Below are 18,568 nucleotides of genomic sequence, written 5' to 3' on the forward strand. Positions count from 1 at the left end.
GGCACCCAAATGGGTGCCACTGCACTTTTTTCATCTCTTCTTTTTCACTGCCATGGTGCACCGGGACAGGCAGACGAGTGATTCCTCCTCGTCCATGATCTCGATTTCCCATATCTGAGAGCTCCTGCCCTGATGCCGGCACCTTGCTGTGGCGGTCAGCCTGCCCGACTGCTTCGTCTTGATGTGGTTGGCGTTTACCTCCATGCCGAAGGTGACCTCATCATCGGCGATCAGTCCTACTGCTCCGCGGCTTGCTGCAGTTTCCGCCAATACGACACTCGCCCCGCCGTGAAGAAAACCGTAGGGCTGCAGCACCTTCTCAGTAACCGGCATGTCCATGACCATCAATCCAGGCTCATCACGTACAACCTCTATTTCCAGCAGTTCTATCAGACCGCTGCTATTCATGGACATCCCCTGTTTCAAACAGCTTTACAATCGTGCGGATCATCACACCGGTGGCCCCTTTCGGACCATATGCCGTTTCCCTGTCGGATGTGCCTGTACCTGCAATATCAAAATGGATCCACGGCGTACCGTTGGCGAACTGCTTGATGAAGCAGGCTGCAAATGATGCACGTCCAGGCTTTTCCACATGATTTGTCAGATCGGCCACTTGTGATTGGCGCACATTCTTCTCTTCAATATCGGAAATCGGCAGATGCCATACTTCTTCTCCGGTATACTTCGTCATTTCGACAAGCGGAGTGAGGAATGCGGCGTCCTTGTTCGTAAACACACCCGTGCGTTCTGTTCCGAGGGCGGCCACGACAGCACCCGTCAGCGTCGCAAAATCCATAATCAGGCTCGGTGAATATTGGGAAGCATGGAAGACCGCATCCCCAAGGACCAGACGGCCTTCTGCGTCCGTATTCTTTATTTCCACCGACTGGCCACTATAGGAAATATAGACATCATCCGGGCGCATGGCATTTCCATCCACCATGTTTTCTGCAAGGGCGACGACACCGATTACGTGGACGGGCAGATCCATTTCCGAAATGGCATGGATCATGCCGATGACATTCGCTGCCCCGCTCATATCATATTTCATTTCAGGCATGCCGGTCTTCGTCTTGATCGAATAGCCGCCGGTATCAAATGTAATGCCCTTGCCGACCAGGGCAATTGGCCTGTAGCCTTTCGCTTCCGGGTGCCGGTATTCGATGGTGACGAGCCGGGGCTTCGCCTGCGAAGCCTTGCCGACTGCGGTGATCAGTCCATATCCCTCTTCCTCCAGCACTTCATCATTCTTCACTTCCCCGGTCACATGGGGGTGGGACCGGAATATCGCCGCAATCTTGTCCGCCATATGCCCAGGCGTCATGATGTTCGGCGGCGTCTCACTGAAGTTCCTTGCCATGACGATGCTCTCGCCCACTTTCTTATACCGCGACATCCTGCCTTCGATATCCGTCCTGCTGGTGATGGAGAACACCGCCTCTTCGCTGAACAGTGGCGGCTGGTTTGTCTTATATGTATTGAATTCATACACACTGATCTCCGCCATGATGGCCATCGTCTCAGCAAGCAGGTCCACATCCACCGGGAATGTATCCAGCAGTATCTGGCCACGGACTGTATCCGTCTCCTTCAGGAACTGGAACATCCTGCCGAGTGCTTCCGACAGCCTCACCGGATCGAGTGCTTCAACCTTTCCCAGACCAACGGCGATGACTTTGCGGTAGTCCCGCTGTATGGTCACGCCCGTTGTGGTCACTGATGAAAATTCAGTTGACAGGACATCCTCTTTGATGATGGCGTCCATCTGGCCGCCGAGCAGCGTATCCACTTCTTCATAATTCTCCATACGGGCCGGCTCATGCGGCAGCCCGATGATGATCGGTTCATCTGTTGCGACATATTTGTCGCGATATTGAAATTCCATCATTTATCCTCCTAGAACATCTGATACCCGGCTTTGCGCAAGTAGCGGATTGTCATACCGGCAAGTATCGTTCCGACCAGACCGCTCCCAAGCATCAGCATATCCGCCGGATGCAGATTTACAAGCCTTTCCCCGAGGGTACTGAACGCTTCAGATGTATTTGTAAAATATTCTGCTGTTGCTATTCCATCCACGATGAGCAGGACGATGAAAGGATATACGCCCACCATCAGCCATGTCATCTTCAATATCATATTCAGTATGAAGCTGATGCCATAGAATAGGACAAAGAACAACAGCATGGATATTACGAGTTGTATTATTGACATTATTGATTACCCTCCACATGAAAAAAGGCACGGGCATTAAAGCAATACCCATGCCTGTCTTATCAGTTGTATCAGAACAGTTTTCCTTTTGAATAGGCGAGCAGTGGTCCACCGATTTTGAATATCGCCCTGGAATCAATGACGCGCTTCATGAAGGCTGCCTTCTTGCCTTTGATTTCACGGCCCATGACGAGACCGATGCCATCTTTTGATCCAAGCGAGCAGACGGTGCCCCTGTCGTTGTAGGAGAACTCCTCAAGCTTTTCCCCTTTGAGTGAAAGCTCGATGTTCTTCGCCGTATGTTCACCAAGCTGCATGGCAATCTGAGCAGTCGTCGGCCATGGGCGTTCGGTCTCCCCATTCATCACTGCAGCGACATCTCCGATGGCATAGATATTGTCATATCCTTCGATGCGCAGGTCTGGTCCGACAACGATGCGTCCACGTTTGACGCCATCGAATGATTCATCCATCAGGCTGTTGCCGCGTACACCGGCTGTCCAGATGACGCTGTTCGCTTCGATCTGCTGCTTTTCATCATCCACTTCCACAACGAAGCCGTCTTCATTGGCTGCGACGATCGGCGTACCGACCATGAATTTGACACCGCGGTCTTCCAGGTACTTCACAGCGTAGTCGACCAGATTTTCAGGGAACATCGGCAGCATTTTAGGTGCTGCTTCCACACAGGTGATGTTCACTTTGTTGTAGTCGATGCCGTGCTTCTCACAAAGTTCCGGAATACTTTCCACAAGTTCGCCCAAGTACTCGATGCCTGTAAAGCCCGCACCGCCGACCAGGATGGAAATATCCTTCGGATCATTGGACTGTTTGTAGTTTGCGAAATTGCGTTCAATCTCCTCGCGTGCTGCAAGGGATGTCTGCGGGTTGACGATGGAGTGTGCATGCTCCTCCATACCTTCGATGCCGAATGTCTCACTTTCGAAGCCAAGTGCCACTACGAGAATATCGTATTCGAATGTACCCTGCGTCGTTTCCACACGCTGCTCATCCTTGTGGATAGCAGTGACCTCTGCTGGAACGAAGGAGACCTTCTGTGCATCGACCACTTTGTTGATCGGGTAGACGCCCTCTTCCCAATCGATTGTGCCGGCAGCTATTTCATGCAGCCACGTCGCTTCATAGTGATACTCATTCTTATTGATGAGTGTAATGTCGGCATCTTGATGAGATAACAGTTTCTGAAGTTTGGATATTGTCTGCAGCCCTGCGTAGCCTGCACCCAGCACCAAAATTTTCTTTCTCTCAAAGCTCATTATAACGTCACCTTTTCTCTCCATTTTTTAAATTGCACCTGAATTTAGGCATAATAAAAACCGCTAATATTAATCTCTTATAATATTAGCGATTTTCTTCACATATTTCAAGCGATTTGACCGATTCTTTAACAATCTTCCGGTTGTCCGGCGACCTCTTTTGTACGGAATGAAGAGCCACAGCCGCAGGCGAGTGTGGCGTTCGGGTTGTCTATTGTAAAACCGCCACCCATCAGGGACTGTTTAAAATCGATTACAGTGCCATCTATGACAGGAATGTCCTTTTTGGCGACGAGTACTTTGACGCCATGGAATTCGTACACTTCATCCTTGTCCGTCTGCTCGAGTTCAGCTGCCATACCGTATGTCAGGCCTGTACAGCCACCACCCTGGACTTTGAATCTGAGGTATCCCTCTTCCATATCGTTCTTCTCGAGCATATCCTTCACTTCATAGGCGGCACTTTCAGTTAGAGTTACATGTGACACAATATCACCCCTTATTACTTTTTATTATTTTCAATTATAGAGCAAATGGACGTCTAACTCAAATCATCGGTCCATTCCTCCATCTCTCTTTTGTTCCTGTCAATTCTTTTATATACCTTCTCAAGGAGCTTCTCCGGTGTCATGGCACTGACTATTTCGCCATCCACAAGCACGAAGAAAGCCTTGCTGCATAGTCCGCAGTTGTTCAGGCAGCCATAATCCAGCACATCGATCTCCGGATCTTCGTCCAGTGTCCGGTACACCTCTTCTGTGCCCTTCAGCATATTTGATGAACAGAACTCGACAAGGGTAAACATTGCACTCCCTCTTTCTAGGCATTATTGCCGACTTTCATTGTAGTTTATCGCGTTAAATATTATAATGTAAATAATAGAATTTCTAATACAAGGCGGTACTGACTATGAAGACTATCGTATGCCTCGGAGGCGGCTATGGGAATATGCGTTTCATTCAGCGTATCCTTCCGAAATTGCCCTCCGACTACACCATTACGCTCGTGGACAAGAACCCTTTCCACGGGATGAAAACTGAATACTACGCCCTGGCAGCGGGGACGAAGAGTGAAAAGAACGTCCGTGTCGATTTCCCGGATGACGACAAGGTCAATATCGTCTTTGATACGGTCGCTGAAATCGATATCGACAACAGCAGGGTCATCCTCGAGAACGGGACACTGGACTATGACATGCTCGTCATCGGCCTCGGCTGTGAAGATAAATACCACGGCGTTCCGGGTGCTGCGGAGCATACCTACAGCATCCAGTCCCTGAGGGAATCCCGTGCCACATACGAAAGCATCGGAGACCTCAAGCCCGGCTCCACAGTCGGCATCGTCGGTGCAGGACTGAGCGGCATCGAAGTGGCCAGCGAGCTTCGTGAAGCGCGTGAAGATCTCACCATCAAGCTGTTCGACCGTGGCGACCGTATCCTTCCGATGTATCCGGCACGCCTCAGTGCCTATGTCAAAAGATGGTTCGATGACAATGATGTCGAAGTCATCCCGAATTCGAACATCGTGAAGGTGGAGGCCGACAAGGTCTACAACAACAACGAATCACATGATCTGGACCTGGCCATCTGGACAGCCGGTGTACAGCCGGTCGAGGTCGTACGCAACCTTCCGGTGGAATTCGGTCCCGGCGGGCGTGTCGTACTCAACCAGTACCATCAGGTTCCGGGTTACGAAAACGTCTATGTGGTCGGCGATTCCGCTGCCCTCAAGCATGCCCCATCAGCACAGGTGGCGGAAGGCCAGGCGGAACAGATTGCGGAAGTCATGGAGGACATCATCAAGGGCAAGGCGCTTCCAGAAAAGATGTCCGACATCAAAATGCAGGGCATCCTTGGATCCCTCGGATCCAAGGAAGGTTTCGCCTACCTCAAGGAACGGACGGTCACTGGCCGTATCGCACGCATGCTGAAAAGCGGTGTGCTGTGGATGTACAAACTCGGCAACAATTAATAAACAGCCCCCGCGTTGCGGGGGCTGTTATTTGGATGTATCAGAATACCTGTTCCACTTCCACAAAACCTGGTACTTCTTCGAGCAGTGCACGTTCGATTCCTGCCTTGAGTGTGATTGTTGAACTTGGGCACGTGCCACAAGCCCCGAGAAGACGCAGCTTCACAATGCCGTCCTCCACATCCACAAGCTCACAGTCCCCGCCATCCCTTAGCAGAAACGGACGCAATTTATCCAATACTTCATCGACTTGTTCAAACATCGTATCTTGTCCTGTAGTCATGAAATTCACTCCCTATTAATTCATACGCAAATGCTGATATGTATATTATAATGGATATGGAAGAAAAAATCCATCATCTGAAAGGCGGATGTTACTTTTATGAAGCATGTAATCAATGTATACGGCCGTGATGTCGTATGTGCAAGTTGCGTCAATGCACCGGGCTCGAAGGACACCTATGAATGGCTCGAAGCTGTACTCTCGCGAAAATATCCCGACCGCGATCTGAATTTCAATTATATCGACATCGACCGTGCGGACAACCTGTCGGATTTCGACGAAAGCCTCATCGAACGCATCAATGATGACGAACTGTTCTACCCGCTCGTCACTGTAAACGATGAAATCGTCCAGGACGGCCATGTCCAGCTCAAGCCGGTCCAGAAGTCAATCGAGAAGGAAGCATGAAAAATGCCACTGGGAACGATATCCCAGTGGCATTTTTCTTCACCCATTCGCCAAATGAAGCCCGCGGGTATGAAGCACACGGGCAAACATGCTCGTCAGAACAGCTATCGTAACATCCTTCAGTATAAATGGTAGTATTGCCACCTTGAAGGCCTCCACAGCACTCATCGGCGTATCGAGTACTACGTTCATGATGAAGACGAAGTACAGGAAACCGAATAGAAAAATGACAGCCGTTGCAGCGAGTGCGAAGCTGATTGCCCGAGTAGATGAGGACTTGTGGGCAGCACCGAATCCCGCAAGCCATGCTGCAGGTATGTAGCCGACGATGAATCCGAAGGACGGGGAAACAAGCGATCCGATACCCCCTCCCCCGGCGAAGACCGGCAGACCGACGAGACCCATCAGCATATAGACGAGCGCACTCATTGCGCCAAGCTTCGGTCCCAGCAGCAGGCCGGCAAGCAGGACCATCGGCACCTGCAATGTCACCGGTATCGGTCCGATGGGCAGACGGATCTGTGCACCGATTGCAATCAGTGCGGCAAAAAGGGCAATGTAGACAAGATGTTTCGTTGACACCAAACCACCTCTTTCCTATTTGCTTTCCATCATACCACTATCCGGTACCATTGTTAACCTTTATTTATATTAAGTTTACAATAAGATCGGGAGAAGCCCATTGAGGGCACCTTCCCTATTTGACCGGTGTAATCGGCTCGCCGCCATTCAATACTTCCATGATATTGTTGACGCACAGATTCATCATGTTGTTGCGCGTATCCACTGAGGCACTGCCGATGTGCGGAAGGAGCGTCATGTTGTCGATGCCGATGAAAGGGTGATCACTGCCGATCGGTTCGTTTTCAAACACATCGAGTGCCGCGCCCTTGATTTCGCCATTTCTGACCGCTTCTGCGAGGTCTTCCTCCACAACGTGCGCGCCACGGCCGATGTTGATGAAGAAGGCACTCTCCTTCATGCGGCTGAATGCCTCCCTGTCAAAACGGTGCTTCGTCTCTTCAGTGAGCGGGGCAGCACATAATACAAAGTCCGATTCAGCCAGCAGATCTTCGAATGAGACCAGTTCTGCACCCATTGATTCCCCGACTTCGGAGCGGCTGCGGTTATGGTAGAGCACTTTCGACCGGAAGCCTGACAGCCGTCTGGCGAATGCCGCTCCAATCGAGCCCATGCCGAAGATCCCTACCGTCTTGCCGAAAACGTCCGTCCCGGCCATGTGATATGGACTCCAGCCCGACCATTCCCCCGCCATCAGTTCACGGTTTGCCTCCAGTACACGGCGTGCGGCCGTCAGCATCAGCGTGAATGCAAGCTCGGCAGTCGTTTCGGTCAGCACATCCGGAGTGTTCGTAATGATTACATCATGCGTCCGGGCCGCCTCCAGGTCGATGTTGTCAAATCCGACAGCCAGATTGGCAACAACCCTGAGATTTTTTGCATTCTCGAGCATCTCCCGGTCAACCTTGTCGCTGAGCATGGTCATTACACCATGGGCATCCCTCGTCTCTTCAAGGAAGCGTTCGCGCGGCATCGGCTTCTCGTCTTCATTCCATACGACCACTTCAAAGTCCTTCTTCAGCTTTTCAATCATGTTCGGATTGATTTTTCGGGTGATTACAATTTTCTTCACTTACTCCACACTCCATTCATTCAGATGATCGATCATGTACTCAGGCTGTCTTGCCTGTTTCTTCACTGCATCTCCAGAGGTGACGCCCGTATTGACATGGAGCGTGTCCACACCATTGTCGAGACCGGTACGGATATCGGTGTCATAGTTGTCGCCGACGAGCAGCACCCTGTCCTTCGGCAGCCCCAGCGTGGAGACGGCCGCCTCCAGTATGATGCCCTGGGGTTTACCGATTGTGACCGGCTCCACATCCGTCGTATCCACGAGCACCGATACGAGTGCACCGTTGCCCGGCACGAGTCCGGCCTCCGTCGGGAATTTCCGGTCCGGATTGGTGGAGATGAATTTTGCCCCATCGGCAATCAGACGGGCTCCGAGCGACAGTTTTTCATAGTTGATGGCCGTATCGAGCCCCATCACCACATAATCTACATCGGAATCCGCAAGGATGAATCCCGAATCCGCAAGTGTCGACTTCAGACTTTCTGAACCGATCACATGGACGCGTGCCCCGGGCTGCTCGGTTTCGAGGTAGGCGGCCGTTGCCATCGCCGATGTATAGAGTGTTTCCGGATGGATGTCGAACCCCATGTCGATCAGCTTCTGTGCCGCTTCCTGCTGTGTTTTTGTCGCATTGTTTGTCAGGAAAACATACGGGATGCCATTTTGGTTCAGCCTGTCGATGAAGTCGATGGCCCCGTCTATGACGGTGTTTCCGCTGTACATCGTGCCGTCAAGGTCGATCAGGTAGCCTTCATACTTCATGCTGGCCGCTCCCGAATGCAGTGATCGCCTGCCCCTCATTTTCGAAGAAGGCGAAGACGTTGCCTTTGAAATCCCTGTATGCCGCCAGATGCTTCTGGAAGCTCTCCTTCATCGCCCGGTGGTCAAGCTGCGTATAGTTGCGGGTCAGCTCGCTCCGCCATCTGAACGTTTCGCGGAAATGCCCGTTGTCATCCGGGGGGATCACACCTTCATTTTCCATGATGTCCATGACATCCTGATAGCTGCCCGGATCGCGCAGTATGAATGCATCGATGATCATGTTGCCGACATCGACCACCGCCTCGATCAGCATATGGCATGTACGCTCGAGCGCAAGCCCCTCCACCCTGTTGAAATCGGCTGTGAGGCCTTCTATATAGTCCAATCTTTCAAGCAGTATATCCTTATCTACAAAGTACATCCATCGACACTCCCATAATCGTTCTTTTGTAACTCTTCCTATAATATGATAGCATAATTCCAATACACTTGAACTGGAGGGGAACCCTTTGATCGACTTCTTTCTTTACGATGAATCAGAAGACACCTATACCCGCTATGTCAGCTTTGTGGGTGAACATGGGCGGTATGACCTCGCCATCATCCAGACGGACCGCTACTTCGGCAAAAGCCTGGTCCTGAACACACAGGGCAGCCGGTTCGGCATCATCGGCCCGGATGACCTCGAAGAGGAAGGGTACATCGCCCATATACTGGGGTACACCGACGATGAAGCTTCTGAAGTGGAGGCGTTCCTCTCGGAAATCATCGTCTAAAAAATATATGCAGATAAGAATGAAGCCTGCTCCCCCGATTCCGGGGGAGCAGGCTTTTCCTCATTCCCCGTCCACAGGCTGGCGGGCGGCGAGTGTCTTGTTCTTCTGTGGTTCCGTCCTGCTGCGCTCCTGGTCCTGTCCGTCGGATGACGTGCCGGAGGCCGCTTCATGTGCCTCATGCCCGGCCTTCACTTCCGATTTCGGGATTTTGCGCAGCACGAAATAGGCACAGCCGAAGTTGCAGTACTCATAGAGGTAGTCCTGTATGGCACTGAATTTCTTGTCCCGTTCCACCTTGGATTTGCCATCCCGGTAGAAGCCCGTCAGCCTCAGCTTCTCATAACCGATGTCTCCGACGATATAATCATATTTATTGAGCACTTCGCTATACTTCTTTTTAAACTGTTCTTCATCAAAAGCATCCCGGTAGTCTTCCACCAGTTCAAAATGCATATGATCTATCGTAATCATAGTGCTACTCACCTTTCAATAGTTCATCACCCTTGGCCTGCCTTGCCTTGGCAGCTTCATTCACCTGCTCGTCGGCATGATAGCTTGAACGCACCATTGGTCCGGCTTCACAGTGCTTGAAGCCTTTTTCCATCGCCACTTTCCTCAGCTTGCCGAATTCAAGCGGCGTGTAGTACTTCTGTACTTTGAGGTGCTTCCTTGAAGGCTGCAGATACTGGCCGATCGTCAGTATGTCGACATCATTCGCACGGAGGTCGTCCATCGTCTGGTGGAGCTCCTCGACCGTCTCCCCGAGGCCGACCATGATACTCGACTTGGTCGGGATATCCGGATACATCTCCTTTGAACGCCTGAGCAGTTCAAGTGTCCGATGGTACTTCGCCTTCGCACGGACTCTCGGCGTCAGGCGCTCCACCGTCTCGATGTTATGGTTCAGGATATCCGGCTTTGCATCCATCAGTGTCCTGAGGTTATCATACTCCCCACCCATGTCGGATGGCAATACTTCAATTGTCGTATATGGATTCTCCTCGCGGACTTTCCTCACCGTCTCCGCATACACCCTTGAACCGCCGTCCTTCAGGTCATCCCTTGCGACCGCCGTGATGACGACGTGCTTCAGGTTCATCATCTGCACAGATTCCGCCACGCGGTTCGGCTCATCCCAATCGAGTTCATTCGGCAGTCCCGTCTTGACCGCACAGAATCTGCAGGCACGTGTACAGATTGCGCCCAGGATCATGAATGTGGCCGTGCGGCGCTCCGCCCAGCACTCGTGTATGTTCGGACATTTCGCCTCTTCACATACTGTATGTAGGTTCTTCTCACGCATCATCTTCTTCAGGCCGGTATAGTTTTTGTTCGTGTTCAGCTTGATTTTCAGCCAGTCGGGTTTTCTCAGAATCTCTTCATTTTTTGTAGCCAATTTACAATGCCCTCCTTATGAATTCAATGTCATGTCCATATTATCATAATTACGCGAATAAAGTGGCAAAAATGAAAAATGTTCCAATCTGTGGACTGCTGCATAATAAAAAGCCCCCGCCCGGAGGCGGGAGCTGGTCTGCTCTATGATTCTGTACTTTCTTTGGCGATTGGCGTATAGACGACCTTCGAGACGACCACGACGATGATGATGAGCACAAGCAGTGTCAGAAGGGCGAGCATGAGGCTCGATGTCAATCCAAGAACAAGGTAGCCGACCAGCGCAATCAGTGCAGAACCGATTGCATAAGGCAGCTGTGTCATGACGTGGACGATGTGGTTGCACCCCGCACCGGTGGACGACAGGATCGTCGAATCTGAAATCGGTGAACAGTGGTCGCCGAACACTGCACCGGCGAGTACCGCTGCGATGCTTGGCAGCAGCAGGTCTGTCGCATCGAGCGAGATCATGATCTCACCCGTGATCGGGATCAGGATGCCGAAAGACCCCCAGCTTGTTCCTGTGGCCAGCGCCATCAGACAGGCGACCGCAAAGACGACCGCAAGCAGCAGGCCTGTCGGCATGTTCGAATTCTCGACCATCGCACCGAGCAGTTCGCCGGTGCCGAGCTGGCCGATCAGATCCCCGATCATCCATGCCAGAGTCAGCACGAGGATCGCCGGGAACATCGCCATGAAGCCCGTCTTCACACCCAGCCAGATTTCGGTCTTGCCGAAATCACTGTCCCTGCGTGTATATTTGAAGAAGTAGAACAGGCTCAGCACCAGGCCGACGATGCCCCCGATGACGAGGGAATGCGTGACCAGCGTATTTTCGAATATGCTGAACACATCGAATGAGCCGCCCGTCACGGCACCGGTGACGAACATCGCCACGATGACCGTGATCGCGAGGCCGAGAATCGGCACGATCAGCGCTTTGGCAGAGCCCTGCTGGTGGACGGGGAGCTCCTCGTCCGTCTCACCGGGCACCTCGCGCGTGTCCCCGACGACCTGGCCCTCATTGATGGCAAAGGATTCATGCTTGCGCATCGGTCCGATGTCGAAGCGTGTCAGGATGACGATGAACATCATCGCCACCGCAGTCAGCACGTAGAAATTCATCGGAATCATATAGACGAACGCCTGGAATGGCGTAACCGCCACCATGCCCGCTGCTGCAATCAGTGGCGCCACAAGCCCCATGATGCCGGCGCCCCAGCTTGAAATCGGCGCAATGACAGAAATCGGTGATGCCGTCGTATCGATCAGATAGGCGAGTTTCGCACGGGAGACGTTGTATTTGTCCGTCAGCGGCTTTGCCACCTGGCCGACGATCAATGCGCTGAAGTAGTCATCGATGAAGACGATGATGCCGAGCAGTGCGGTCGCCATGTTCGCACTCCGGCGGGACTTCACCTTCGTCAGCGCCCAGGCGGTGAAGGCCCTGGCCCCACCCGACATGTTGATGAATGCCGTCATGATGCCGAGCAGACTGAGGAAGATGAGGATGAAGGCATTCCATGTATTGATGGAGCCCCCATCCACGAAGATGATGGCGAAGCTGCTCCATATCATCCCCAGTGTTTCCATTATGTCCGCACCTGCGACGACAAACGCCGAAGTGATGATGCCGACACCAAGGCTGATGCCCACTTTGCGCGTCAGTACCACCAGCAACAGCGTAAGAAGCGGTGGGACGAGGGAGATGTACTCCCAATTCAGTATACTTTCCATATATATACCCTCCTGAAAAACTATTTAGATCATAAAAAGACGTCACAGCAGCATTACAGATTCAGCCACCGTGACGTCCATCACCAATATGTAGCGCATCATCGTAATGACAGTACCAGACCTCTTCGCCCTGATCCCAGAATGCCACCCCGCCGGGTGCATCCTTCGGCAACTGCCCCTTTCCAGAAGTTCCAAGCATGCCTGCTCCCTCCTGTACTCATGGCCATTGCGACCTCTACTTTCCGTTCTTCAATTGTCATAGAATATTATAGCACACATCATGCACTTTTCAACTATAATTCCGTACGGTACATCTTGACGATGTCCCGAAGGAATTCCGGCATCTTGTAGACTTTCTTCGAATATCTGAACTGCGGGAATATCCTGCCGAAAGTGTACATGTCCAGTGTGCCGAGCTTATAGTGCCGCCGGTCATCGATGCGCTCACCGTTGATGTAGTATTCACGCTCCGACTGGATATAGCCGATATTGTCCGTGACGAAACAGCCGAATATATCCCCTCTGAAACCGAGTCCCCGGATGATGTCATCCTTGAACTCATGCTTCGACGCCTGGTTGAAGACCTCCTTCAGTTCACGTCCGGTCAATTCGATCTGGACCGTATTGATCGCATGGGGCAGCACCTTGTGGAGATCATACTCCGTCAGTGCACCCCCTTCGAAAGACTTCGCAATCAGACCCGTGTGGAGCAGGCTTGCATCACTGTCCGTGAACAGCCTGACCATGCGTGCCAGTGTCATGATGAACCGGCTGGTGGAATAGAGCGTCCGTCCAATCGGCGGCGCCCCTTCCTTGACGACCGTCGACATCATGTCCCTGCCGATTTCATAATAATGGTCGTCGCTGCTCGACAGGAGGTCGGTATCATAGATGCGTGCGTGCTTCCGCGTGAGGGAACGCCCTTCAAACTCCAGCGTCACTTCCCCGACGTAGTCGCCGAACCGTCCGGCAGCCGCAAGCAGGGTGTCTCCAACCCACTCCCCCTCCTCGAAGTAGTGGTGGGTATGCGAACTCAATATGACATCTATTTCAGGGAACATCATTGCGAGCGACTCATCGTCATAGCGTCCCAGGTGGCTCATCATGACGATGCAGTCGACCTCTGTATTGATTTCCCTGATGGCTTTCAGAATCCATTCGAAAGCATCCGACACCTCCCACCCCAGCGCCTTGTAGAAGGGGGTGAACTCAACCGTCGCGGCGATGAAGCCGAACCGGATGCCCGCAACCTCCCTGATGACATAGGGCTTGAAGTACGGGGATGTGCTGCCCACCTCGCGGAGGTTGGCACAGATGACATCAAAATCGGCATCATCGTACAATGCCTTCAGATCCTCCTTCTGGAGGGTGATGCCTTCGTTGTTGCCGATTGTGGCCACCTCGCAGCCGGCCTCGTTGAGGATTTCGACATTCCCCTTGCCGAGCGTCGCTTCCGTATAGGGATGGGAGCGGTCTGCGTGGTCTCCGAGGTCGACATACACCATATTATGTTTATACTGCCGTTTCTTGTTATGGAGAAAATCTTTTATCTTCAAATAGTTGTACAGATGACTGTGTATGTCATTTGTATGAAATAGCTTCACTTCCATCGAATCACCTCTAAATGATGGTCTGTAGAATCATGTATACGCCGAGCAGCAGAAGGACTGTGCGCAGCACGACAACGAGCGAATCGGAATTGAAGCGGTGGTTGGCCATTACACCGAGCTTGGCCCCGATGAAGGCGGCGGGCACGATGAAGAGTGCATACCAGAAGTCCACATTACCCTGAAGCATATGGCCCACAGCTGCAGCCGAACCGGAAAAGAAGACCATCATCATGCTCGTGCCGATTGCGATCGTCGCCGGCATACGGAATACAAGCAGCATGAGCGGCGTCATCAGCGCACCGCCGCCGATCCCGAAAAGTCCGGTGAAAAACCCGACCACGAATGTGGAGATGATGGCGATATAGACTGGGAACCCATAGTGGTGGACCTCCCCCATGTTATCCACATGGGGCTCCATATAGCGCTCGTCCTGAAAGATGGAAATGGGCTTTATCCTGTCCCTGATGATGAGCAGGGTGCTCAGGAATATGAGGAAGATGCCGAAATACAGGTTGAAGCTGTCGATGGTGAAGAAGCGGCTGGCATAGGATCCGATGAAGGCCCCCGGCATGATGCCGAGCAGAAACAGCCTGCCGTTCTTCCAGTCCACCTGGTTGCTTCGTCCATAGGAGATCATCGCAGACAGGCCGATGACGATCAGGATGATGCTTGAAGTGCCGACTGCACTCTGCGGTGTGATGCGGTCGAGAATACCCAGGTTGATGCCGAAGAATATGAGCAGCGGGACGATGATGACGCCCCCGCCAATACCGACAAGCGCCCCAAGGGCAGAAGCGGCAAGCCCGATCAATATAAGAATGATATATTCCATAAGCGTGGCTCCTTTGGAAGACCAGGAGTTCCTGGCTGTAATTATGCATCAGAAATGGTTTTTCCCTGCAGTCCAGCTAGAATAGCTTCAGCTGTTTTGGGGAAAGCCCTTCATATCGGATATCCATCATTGCCATGAAATCCTGTGCATTTCCTGCGGCATGTCCGCCGGAGTTGTTGTTGAACACGATGTAGATGTCCTTCGTCTTATGCTTGAGGATTTCGACCTGCCTCTTCAGCCACTCAAGCTCTTCTTTGCTATAATCGTAAAGGTACCTTACATTCCGCCACTCCTGGCTGGTACGGTCCTTCTGTGTCCAGCCATGCACGTTGCGTCCATGCAGCCTGATGAATGCCGTCCTGTCCGTCACCCGGTTGACGAACGGGATGCTCCCCACCCCGGCCTGGGGCTCATCACAGATGCTGTGGATCATGCCGTTGGCATCAAGGAACGACAGGGTCTCCTCACGGTACCGCGCCTCGAACCATGTCTGGTTCCTGAACTCGACCGCCACTTTGTATGGTTCAAGCTGTTCCTTTGCATACTTTACATAGCGTATGTTCTTATTTGTACAGTCGAACCACGGGGGGAACTGCAGCAGGACGAATCCGAGCTTCCCCGCCTTCTCCATCGGGCGCAGCATATCACGGAAGGCACTGAAGACATCCCTGATGGAGTCGTAGTGGTCACGGTAGTCGCTGTGCCCTGTCATATACTGGTGGGCCTTGACGACGAACTTGAATTTTTCAGGGGTTTCATTGCACCACTTCTCAACCGTTGAGGTACGCTGGATGGCATAGTACGTTGCATCCAGTTCAACGATCGGGAAATGGGAGGCATATGCAGGCAGCTTATCCTTTTTATTTGCAAGGTCGGTATACAGATCATCATGATCTCCCCAACCTGTCAATCCAATATAAATCATAGAAATCACCTTACTTTATTGTAACATAATTCAGCCACCCATTTGTATAAATACAGCGTTGCTGGTTATGGGCAAAACTATTTTATTTATAATAGTTTTAATTTGTGTTAAACTATTATTTATAATAATTATAAATAATTCAGATGCCCGCTTTGCAGCTGCAGCAAAGTTCGTATAAGATGGTAAATGGACATCAGGACAGTCATGTGCCATGAAGGTGCCGGGCTGCACCATCCGGCCACAGACGGGCTCAGCTGCCGTCCACTCTAATGTATAAGGAGCACATTCCCATGAGTATAATCGAATTCAAAAATGTCAGCCATAACGGCATTCTACATAACATCACCGGCCATTTCAGCGAAGGCCGCATTACGACCTTCGTCGGCCCGAGCGGCGCAGGAAAAACCACCTGCCTGAAGCATATCAACGGTCTGCTTTCCCCCGACTCCGGAGATATATTCTTCAGGGGGGAGAATATTGCCGGCATGGACATGATCGAATTGAGGAAGCGGATCGGCATGGCCTTTCAGAGTGCGCCGATGATCGGCGGGACGGTCTATGACAACCTCAATCTCCCGAAGGCCATCTTCGGCGAGGCGCTGGATGAAAAGCGTGCTGTGGAACTGCTGGACCGTGTCGATCTTGGCGGCATACCGCTTGATAAGAATATTAAATCCCTCTCCGGAGGGGAAAAGAGCCGGATTTCCATTGCGCGTACGCTCGTCAACCAGCCAGAGGTCCTTCTGCTCGATGAAATCACCGCAAGCCTCGACTACCGGATGGTGAAGGAAGTCGAACGGCTGATCCTCCGGCTGCAGCGTGAATACAATGTCACCGTCATCTGGATCACCCATGACCTCGACCAGGCACGCCGGGTCAGTGATGACATGTGGTTCTTAAGAAACGGGGAGCTGATTGAATTCGGCGATGCATCCTTCATCGACCATTCCGATAATCCGCTCATCAAAAAATTTGTGGAGGGGGAGGAACTTTGACCTATACACAGCTTGCACTGTCCCTGATATTCATCGCCATTCCACTCGGTTTGGCACTCGTACTCAAACTCGGACTCGAAAAGGATATCATCATCGCCACCATCCGCTCAATCATCCAACTGCTGATTGTCGGATATATTCTGACCTTCGTTTTTGAAAGCGACAGTCCGATCTTCATCATACTGATGATCATGCTGATGATCGCTGCTGCGACACAGAATATCATCAAAAAAGGGGACGGCATCCCCGGCATCACATGGATGATCGTCCTCACACTCATCATTGTGGAGACAGTGACGATGGGCATCCTGCTGAGCTTCGGCATCATTCCGTTCACCCCGCAGGAAGTCATCCCCATCAGCGGCATGGTCATCGGCAACTGCATGGTGCTCTCCCTGCTCTTCCTGAACAAATTCAAGGACGAAGTCGATCGCAGTGACGAAACCATCGAACTCATCCTGTCCATGGGCGGTCCGCCCAAAGTCGCCATCGACAAGAGTCTGAAGTCCGCGATTCAGACCAGCATGATTCCAACGATAGAGGCACAGAAGACCATGGGGCTCGTCCAGCTGCCGGGCATGATGAGCGGGCTCATCATCGGCGGCGCCGATCCGATGGAAGCGGTCATGTACCAGCTGTTGATCCTGTTCCTGCTCCTCACAACCGCAGCCATGTCATCCGTCATGGTCGGATACATGGCCTATCCGAAACTGTTCAACCAGAAGATGCAGTTTATCGGCCTGCAGTATAGATCACAATAGTTACCCTCATCCGCTTCCTGTTGGAGGCGGATTTTTTTATCGACATCAGAAGTGGGGAAGTGTGACCTAACCACGTTTGCCTTGCCTGCGACTGCGCATGGAACAAAAAAAGGATGCACAAATGTGCACCCCGCTACCCGTCATCTCCTGTGACTTCTCCATATCGTACTGCGATGTAGGCCACGGCGCCAGCAATGACGCCTGTCATCGGCCCTTCTGCAAAAAGGCCGAGCAGTCCTCCTGCAATCACATATGTCGTCACCCGTTTTTTCATGCATTCCACTCCCCGTTTCCACCTACAGTTTCTGTTCGATCTTCTCTTTTATGCTTTCATATGTCGCCTGCCAGAATGTCTCATCACTCTTGAATCGGGAAGTCAGCGTCCGGATGGCTTCCTTGAATGCCGCATCATACTCCGGTGACGCCTTCTCCGGCAATCCGGACATCAGCTGATCGACTGCCTGCTGCACCGTTTCTGCACGGGGCCCCCAGTGTGCCACTTCCTCGCCTTCCTCATCGATGAAAATGAAGATCGGTATGGATCGGGATTTTCCGTTCGTCAAATACTGGTCCATCAGCTCCAGGTTGCTGTCCCTCAGCAGCATGCGTACTTCTGTATGGCTCTTTTCAGCCAGATGAAGCAGTATGGGTATGTTCATCATGGCGTCGCCGCACCAGTCTTCGGTGATGGCGATGACACGGAGCTTCCTGTTCTCGAGACGCCGGAAGAAGTTTTCGTCATCCGGAATCTGAAATTCATCATACACCTTCTGCAGGTTCTCCCTGTGCTTTTCCATATCTTCTATATACGCTTCTGTTGTCAGCGCCTGGTCAAACCAATGTTCTAGCGTCATTTTCTCTCCTCCAATGTTGATTTCTCACCCTGATTATATCATTTCGTGGTATCCTCAACTAATGAATGGATATTGAATTTTTGGATATCCTGGATTATCCTTTTAATA

General features: G+C 51.9%; 24 protein-coding genes and 1 riboswitch. Of the genes, 5 read left to right on the forward strand and 19 right to left on the reverse strand.

From position 1 onward, the window contains the following. Positions 1 to 30: 30 nt before the first annotated feature. The 6 genes from BO53_RS0108930 to BO53_RS0108955 form a co-directional block, all read right to left on the reverse strand. The gene (locus BO53_RS0108930; protein WP_425414486.1) at positions 31 to 408 is read right to left on the reverse strand and encodes a PaaI family thioesterase; all 378 of its coding nucleotides are present in this window, start codon (positions 406 to 408) and stop codon (positions 31 to 33) included. Continuing rightward, positions 401 to 1,888, reverse strand: coding sequence for a leucyl aminopeptidase family protein (locus BO53_RS0108935; protein ID WP_031547397.1), 1,488 nt, complete (start codon positions 1,886 to 1,888; stop codon positions 401 to 403). Before BO53_RS0108935 ends, BO53_RS0108930 begins: the two co-directional genes overlap by 8 nt. Before the next feature lie 11 nt (positions 1,889 to 1,899). Then, entirely contained in the window at positions 1,900 to 2,217 is a 318-nt protein-coding gene (locus BO53_RS0108940; protein WP_031547400.1) for a YuiB family protein, read from the reverse strand. Positions 2,218 to 2,288: 71 nt separating this feature from the next. After that, entirely contained in the window at positions 2,289 to 3,494 is a 1,206-nt protein-coding gene (locus tag BO53_RS0108945) for an NAD(P)/FAD-dependent oxidoreductase (protein ID WP_031547402.1), read from the reverse strand. A 128-nt stretch (positions 3,495 to 3,622) separates the two neighbouring features. Continuing rightward, complete coding sequence (locus tag BO53_RS0108950; protein ID WP_031547404.1) at positions 3,623 to 3,982, reverse strand: HesB/IscA family protein; 360 nt, start codon at positions 3,980 to 3,982, stop codon at positions 3,623 to 3,625. Between the two features lie 53 nt (positions 3,983 to 4,035). Further along, the gene (locus BO53_RS0108955; protein WP_031547406.1) at positions 4,036 to 4,299 is read right to left on the reverse strand and encodes a YuzB family protein; all 264 of its coding nucleotides are present in this window, start codon (positions 4,297 to 4,299) and stop codon (positions 4,036 to 4,038) included. Between the two features lie 104 nt (positions 4,300 to 4,403). Here BO53_RS0108955 and BO53_RS0108960 point away from each other — a divergent pair, with 104 nt between their 5' ends. Further along, positions 4,404 to 5,465, forward strand: a complete 1,062-nt coding sequence (locus tag BO53_RS0108960) for an NAD(P)/FAD-dependent oxidoreductase (protein WP_031547408.1) — start codon at positions 4,404 to 4,406, stop codon at positions 5,463 to 5,465. A gap of 40 nt (positions 5,466 to 5,505) precedes the next feature. Here the strand turns inward: BO53_RS0108960 and BO53_RS0108965 are convergent, their stop codons facing one another. Continuing rightward, a complete protein-coding gene (locus tag BO53_RS0108965; RefSeq protein WP_031547410.1) occupies positions 5,506 to 5,748 on the reverse strand; it encodes a NifU family protein in 243 nt (80 codons plus the stop codon). 99 nt (positions 5,749 to 5,847) lie between these two features. Here BO53_RS0108965 and BO53_RS0108970 point away from each other — a divergent pair, with 99 nt between their 5' ends. Continuing rightward, complete coding sequence (locus BO53_RS0108970; protein WP_031547412.1) at positions 5,848 to 6,156, forward strand: YuzD family protein; 309 nt, start codon at positions 5,848 to 5,850, stop codon at positions 6,154 to 6,156. Positions 6,157 to 6,195: 39 nt separating this feature from the next. On the opposite strand, the gene BO53_RS0108975 is transcribed toward BO53_RS0108970, so the two are convergent. The 4 genes from BO53_RS0108975 to BO53_RS0108990 form a co-directional block, all read right to left on the reverse strand. Next, positions 6,196 to 6,738, reverse strand: a complete 543-nt coding sequence (locus tag BO53_RS0108975) for a biotin transporter BioY (protein ID WP_031547414.1) — start codon at positions 6,736 to 6,738, stop codon at positions 6,196 to 6,198. 115 nt (positions 6,739 to 6,853) lie between these two features. Then, positions 6,854 to 7,810, reverse strand: coding sequence for a 2-hydroxyacid dehydrogenase (locus tag BO53_RS0108980; RefSeq protein ID WP_031547416.1), 957 nt, complete (start codon positions 7,808 to 7,810; stop codon positions 6,854 to 6,856). Next, the gene (locus BO53_RS0108985) at positions 7,811 to 8,575 is read right to left on the reverse strand and encodes a TIGR01457 family HAD-type hydrolase (protein ID WP_031547418.1); all 765 of its coding nucleotides are present in this window, start codon (positions 8,573 to 8,575) and stop codon (positions 7,811 to 7,813) included. Further along, complete coding sequence (locus tag BO53_RS0108990; RefSeq protein WP_031547420.1) at positions 8,565 to 8,996, reverse strand: DUF86 domain-containing protein; 432 nt, start codon at positions 8,994 to 8,996, stop codon at positions 8,565 to 8,567. Before BO53_RS0108990 ends, BO53_RS0108985 begins: the two co-directional genes overlap by 11 nt. A gap of 88 nt (positions 8,997 to 9,084) precedes the next feature. Here BO53_RS0108990 and BO53_RS0108995 point away from each other — a divergent pair, with 88 nt between their 5' ends. After that, positions 9,085 to 9,351 carry a DUF3055 domain-containing protein gene (locus BO53_RS0108995; RefSeq protein ID WP_031547421.1) on the forward strand — a complete coding sequence of 89 codons (267 nt, stop codon included), beginning with the start codon at positions 9,085 to 9,087 and terminating at the stop codon, positions 9,349 to 9,351. A gap of 60 nt (positions 9,352 to 9,411) precedes the next feature. Here the strand turns inward: BO53_RS0108995 and BO53_RS13415 are convergent, their stop codons facing one another. From BO53_RS13415 to BO53_RS0109030, 6 genes are all read right to left on the reverse strand, one after another. Further along, positions 9,412 to 9,822, reverse strand: a complete 411-nt coding sequence (locus BO53_RS13415) for a YutD family protein (protein WP_084184993.1) — start codon at positions 9,820 to 9,822, stop codon at positions 9,412 to 9,414. 4 nt (positions 9,823 to 9,826) lie between these two features. Then, complete coding sequence (lipA, locus tag BO53_RS0109005; RefSeq protein ID WP_031547424.1) at positions 9,827 to 10,747, reverse strand: lipoyl synthase; 921 nt, start codon at positions 10,745 to 10,747, stop codon at positions 9,827 to 9,829. Between the two features lie 143 nt (positions 10,748 to 10,890). Then, complete coding sequence (locus BO53_RS0109010; RefSeq protein WP_031547426.1) at positions 10,891 to 12,483, reverse strand: Na+/H+ antiporter NhaC family protein; 1,593 nt, start codon at positions 12,481 to 12,483, stop codon at positions 10,891 to 10,893. 83 nt (positions 12,484 to 12,566) lie between these two features. Continuing rightward, positions 12,567 to 12,729, reverse strand: a riboswitch (Lysine riboswitch). A 47-nt stretch (positions 12,730 to 12,776) separates the two neighbouring features. Then, the gene (locus BO53_RS0109020; RefSeq protein WP_031547427.1) at positions 12,777 to 14,093 is read right to left on the reverse strand and encodes a bifunctional metallophosphatase/5'-nucleotidase; all 1,317 of its coding nucleotides are present in this window, start codon (positions 14,091 to 14,093) and stop codon (positions 12,777 to 12,779) included. Between the two features lie 10 nt (positions 14,094 to 14,103). Next, entirely contained in the window at positions 14,104 to 14,925 is an 822-nt protein-coding gene (locus BO53_RS0109025) for a sulfite exporter TauE/SafE family protein (protein ID WP_031547429.1), read from the reverse strand. Positions 14,926 to 15,001: 76 nt separating this feature from the next. Further along, on the reverse strand, positions 15,002 to 15,850 hold the full coding sequence (locus BO53_RS0109030; RefSeq protein WP_031547431.1) for a DUF72 domain-containing protein: 849 nt from the start codon (positions 15,848 to 15,850) through the stop codon (positions 15,002 to 15,004). Positions 15,851 to 16,140: 290 nt separating this feature from the next. On the opposite strand from BO53_RS0109030, the gene BO53_RS0109035 reads away from it, so the two are divergent. Continuing rightward, on the forward strand, positions 16,141 to 16,845 hold the full coding sequence (locus BO53_RS0109035) for an ABC transporter ATP-binding protein (RefSeq protein WP_031547434.1): 705 nt from the start codon (positions 16,141 to 16,143) through the stop codon (positions 16,843 to 16,845). Further along, a complete protein-coding gene (locus BO53_RS0109040; protein WP_031547436.1) occupies positions 16,842 to 17,606 on the forward strand; it encodes an ABC transporter permease in 765 nt (254 codons plus the stop codon). The genes BO53_RS0109035 and BO53_RS0109040 overlap by 4 nt, the downstream gene beginning before the upstream one ends. Before the next feature lie 133 nt (positions 17,607 to 17,739). Here BO53_RS0109040 and BO53_RS13910 read toward each other — a convergent pair whose 3' ends face one another. Together BO53_RS13910 and BO53_RS0109050 are read right to left on the reverse strand one after the other, a co-directional pair. Continuing rightward, the gene (locus BO53_RS13910; RefSeq protein ID WP_156956126.1) at positions 17,740 to 17,880 is read right to left on the reverse strand and encodes a hypothetical protein; all 141 of its coding nucleotides are present in this window, start codon (positions 17,878 to 17,880) and stop codon (positions 17,740 to 17,742) included. Positions 17,881 to 17,902: 22 nt separating this feature from the next. Then, a complete protein-coding gene (locus BO53_RS0109050; protein ID WP_031547438.1) occupies positions 17,903 to 18,460 on the reverse strand; it encodes a thioredoxin family protein in 558 nt (185 codons plus the stop codon). Between the last annotated feature and the right edge of the window lie 108 nt (positions 18,461 to 18,568).

It is taken from the genome of Salinicoccus luteus DSM 17002 (assembly GCF_000712035.1).
GTDB lineage: Bacteria > Bacillota > Bacilli > Staphylococcales > Salinicoccaceae > Salinicoccus > Salinicoccus luteus.

Coding starts and splice junctions, on each gene's coding strand:
- BO53_RS0108945 (WP_031547402.1), bottom strand. CDS start 3,494: ATGAGCTTTGAGAGAAAGAAAATTTTGGTGCTGGGTGCAGGCTACGCA.
- BO53_RS13910 (WP_156956126.1), bottom strand. CDS start 17,880: ATGAAAAAACGGGTGACGACATATGTGATTGCAGGAGGACTGCTCGGC.
- BO53_RS0108930 (WP_425414486.1), bottom strand. CDS start 408: ATGAATAGCAGCGGTCTGATAGAACTGCTGGAAATAGAGGTTGTACGT.
- BO53_RS0108935 (WP_031547397.1), bottom strand. CDS start 1,888: ATGGAATTTCAATATCGCGACAAATATGTCGCAACAGATGAACCGATC.
- BO53_RS0108985 (WP_031547418.1), bottom strand. CDS start 8,575: ATGAAGTATGAAGGCTACCTGATCGACCTTGACGGCACGATGTACAGC.
- BO53_RS0108955 (WP_031547406.1), bottom strand. CDS start 4,299: ATGTTTACCCTTGTCGAGTTCTGTTCATCAAATATGCTGAAGGGCACA.
- BO53_RS0108960 (WP_031547408.1), top strand. CDS start 4,404: ATGAAGACTATCGTATGCCTCGGAGGCGGCTATGGGAATATGCGTTTC.
- BO53_RS0109020 (WP_031547427.1), bottom strand. CDS start 14,093: ATGGAAGTGAAGCTATTTCATACAAATGACATACACAGTCATCTGTAC.
- BO53_RS0108965 (WP_031547410.1), bottom strand. CDS start 5,748: ATGACTACAGGACAAGATACGATGTTTGAACAAGTCGATGAAGTATTG.
- BO53_RS0109035 (WP_031547434.1), top strand. CDS start 16,141: ATGAGTATAATCGAATTCAAAAATGTCAGCCATAACGGCATTCTACAT.
- BO53_RS13415 (WP_084184993.1), bottom strand. CDS start 9,822: ATGATTACGATAGATCATATGCATTTTGAACTGGTGGAAGACTACCGG.
- BO53_RS0108970 (WP_031547412.1), top strand. CDS start 5,848: ATGAAGCATGTAATCAATGTATACGGCCGTGATGTCGTATGTGCAAGT.
- BO53_RS0108940 (WP_031547400.1), bottom strand. CDS start 2,217: ATGTCAATAATACAACTCGTAATATCCATGCTGTTGTTCTTTGTCCTA.
- BO53_RS0109050 (WP_031547438.1), bottom strand. CDS start 18,460: ATGACGCTAGAACATTGGTTTGACCAGGCGCTGACAACAGAAGCGTAT.
- BO53_RS0108990 (WP_031547420.1), bottom strand. CDS start 8,996: ATGTACTTTGTAGATAAGGATATACTGCTTGAAAGATTGGACTATATA.
- BO53_RS0109025 (WP_031547429.1), bottom strand. CDS start 14,925: ATGGAATATATCATTCTTATATTGATCGGGCTTGCCGCTTCTGCCCTT.
- BO53_RS0109010 (WP_031547426.1), bottom strand. CDS start 12,483: ATGGAAAGTATACTGAATTGGGAGTACATCTCCCTCGTCCCACCGCTT.
- BO53_RS0109030 (WP_031547431.1), bottom strand. CDS start 15,850: ATGATTTATATTGGATTGACAGGTTGGGGAGATCATGATGATCTGTAT.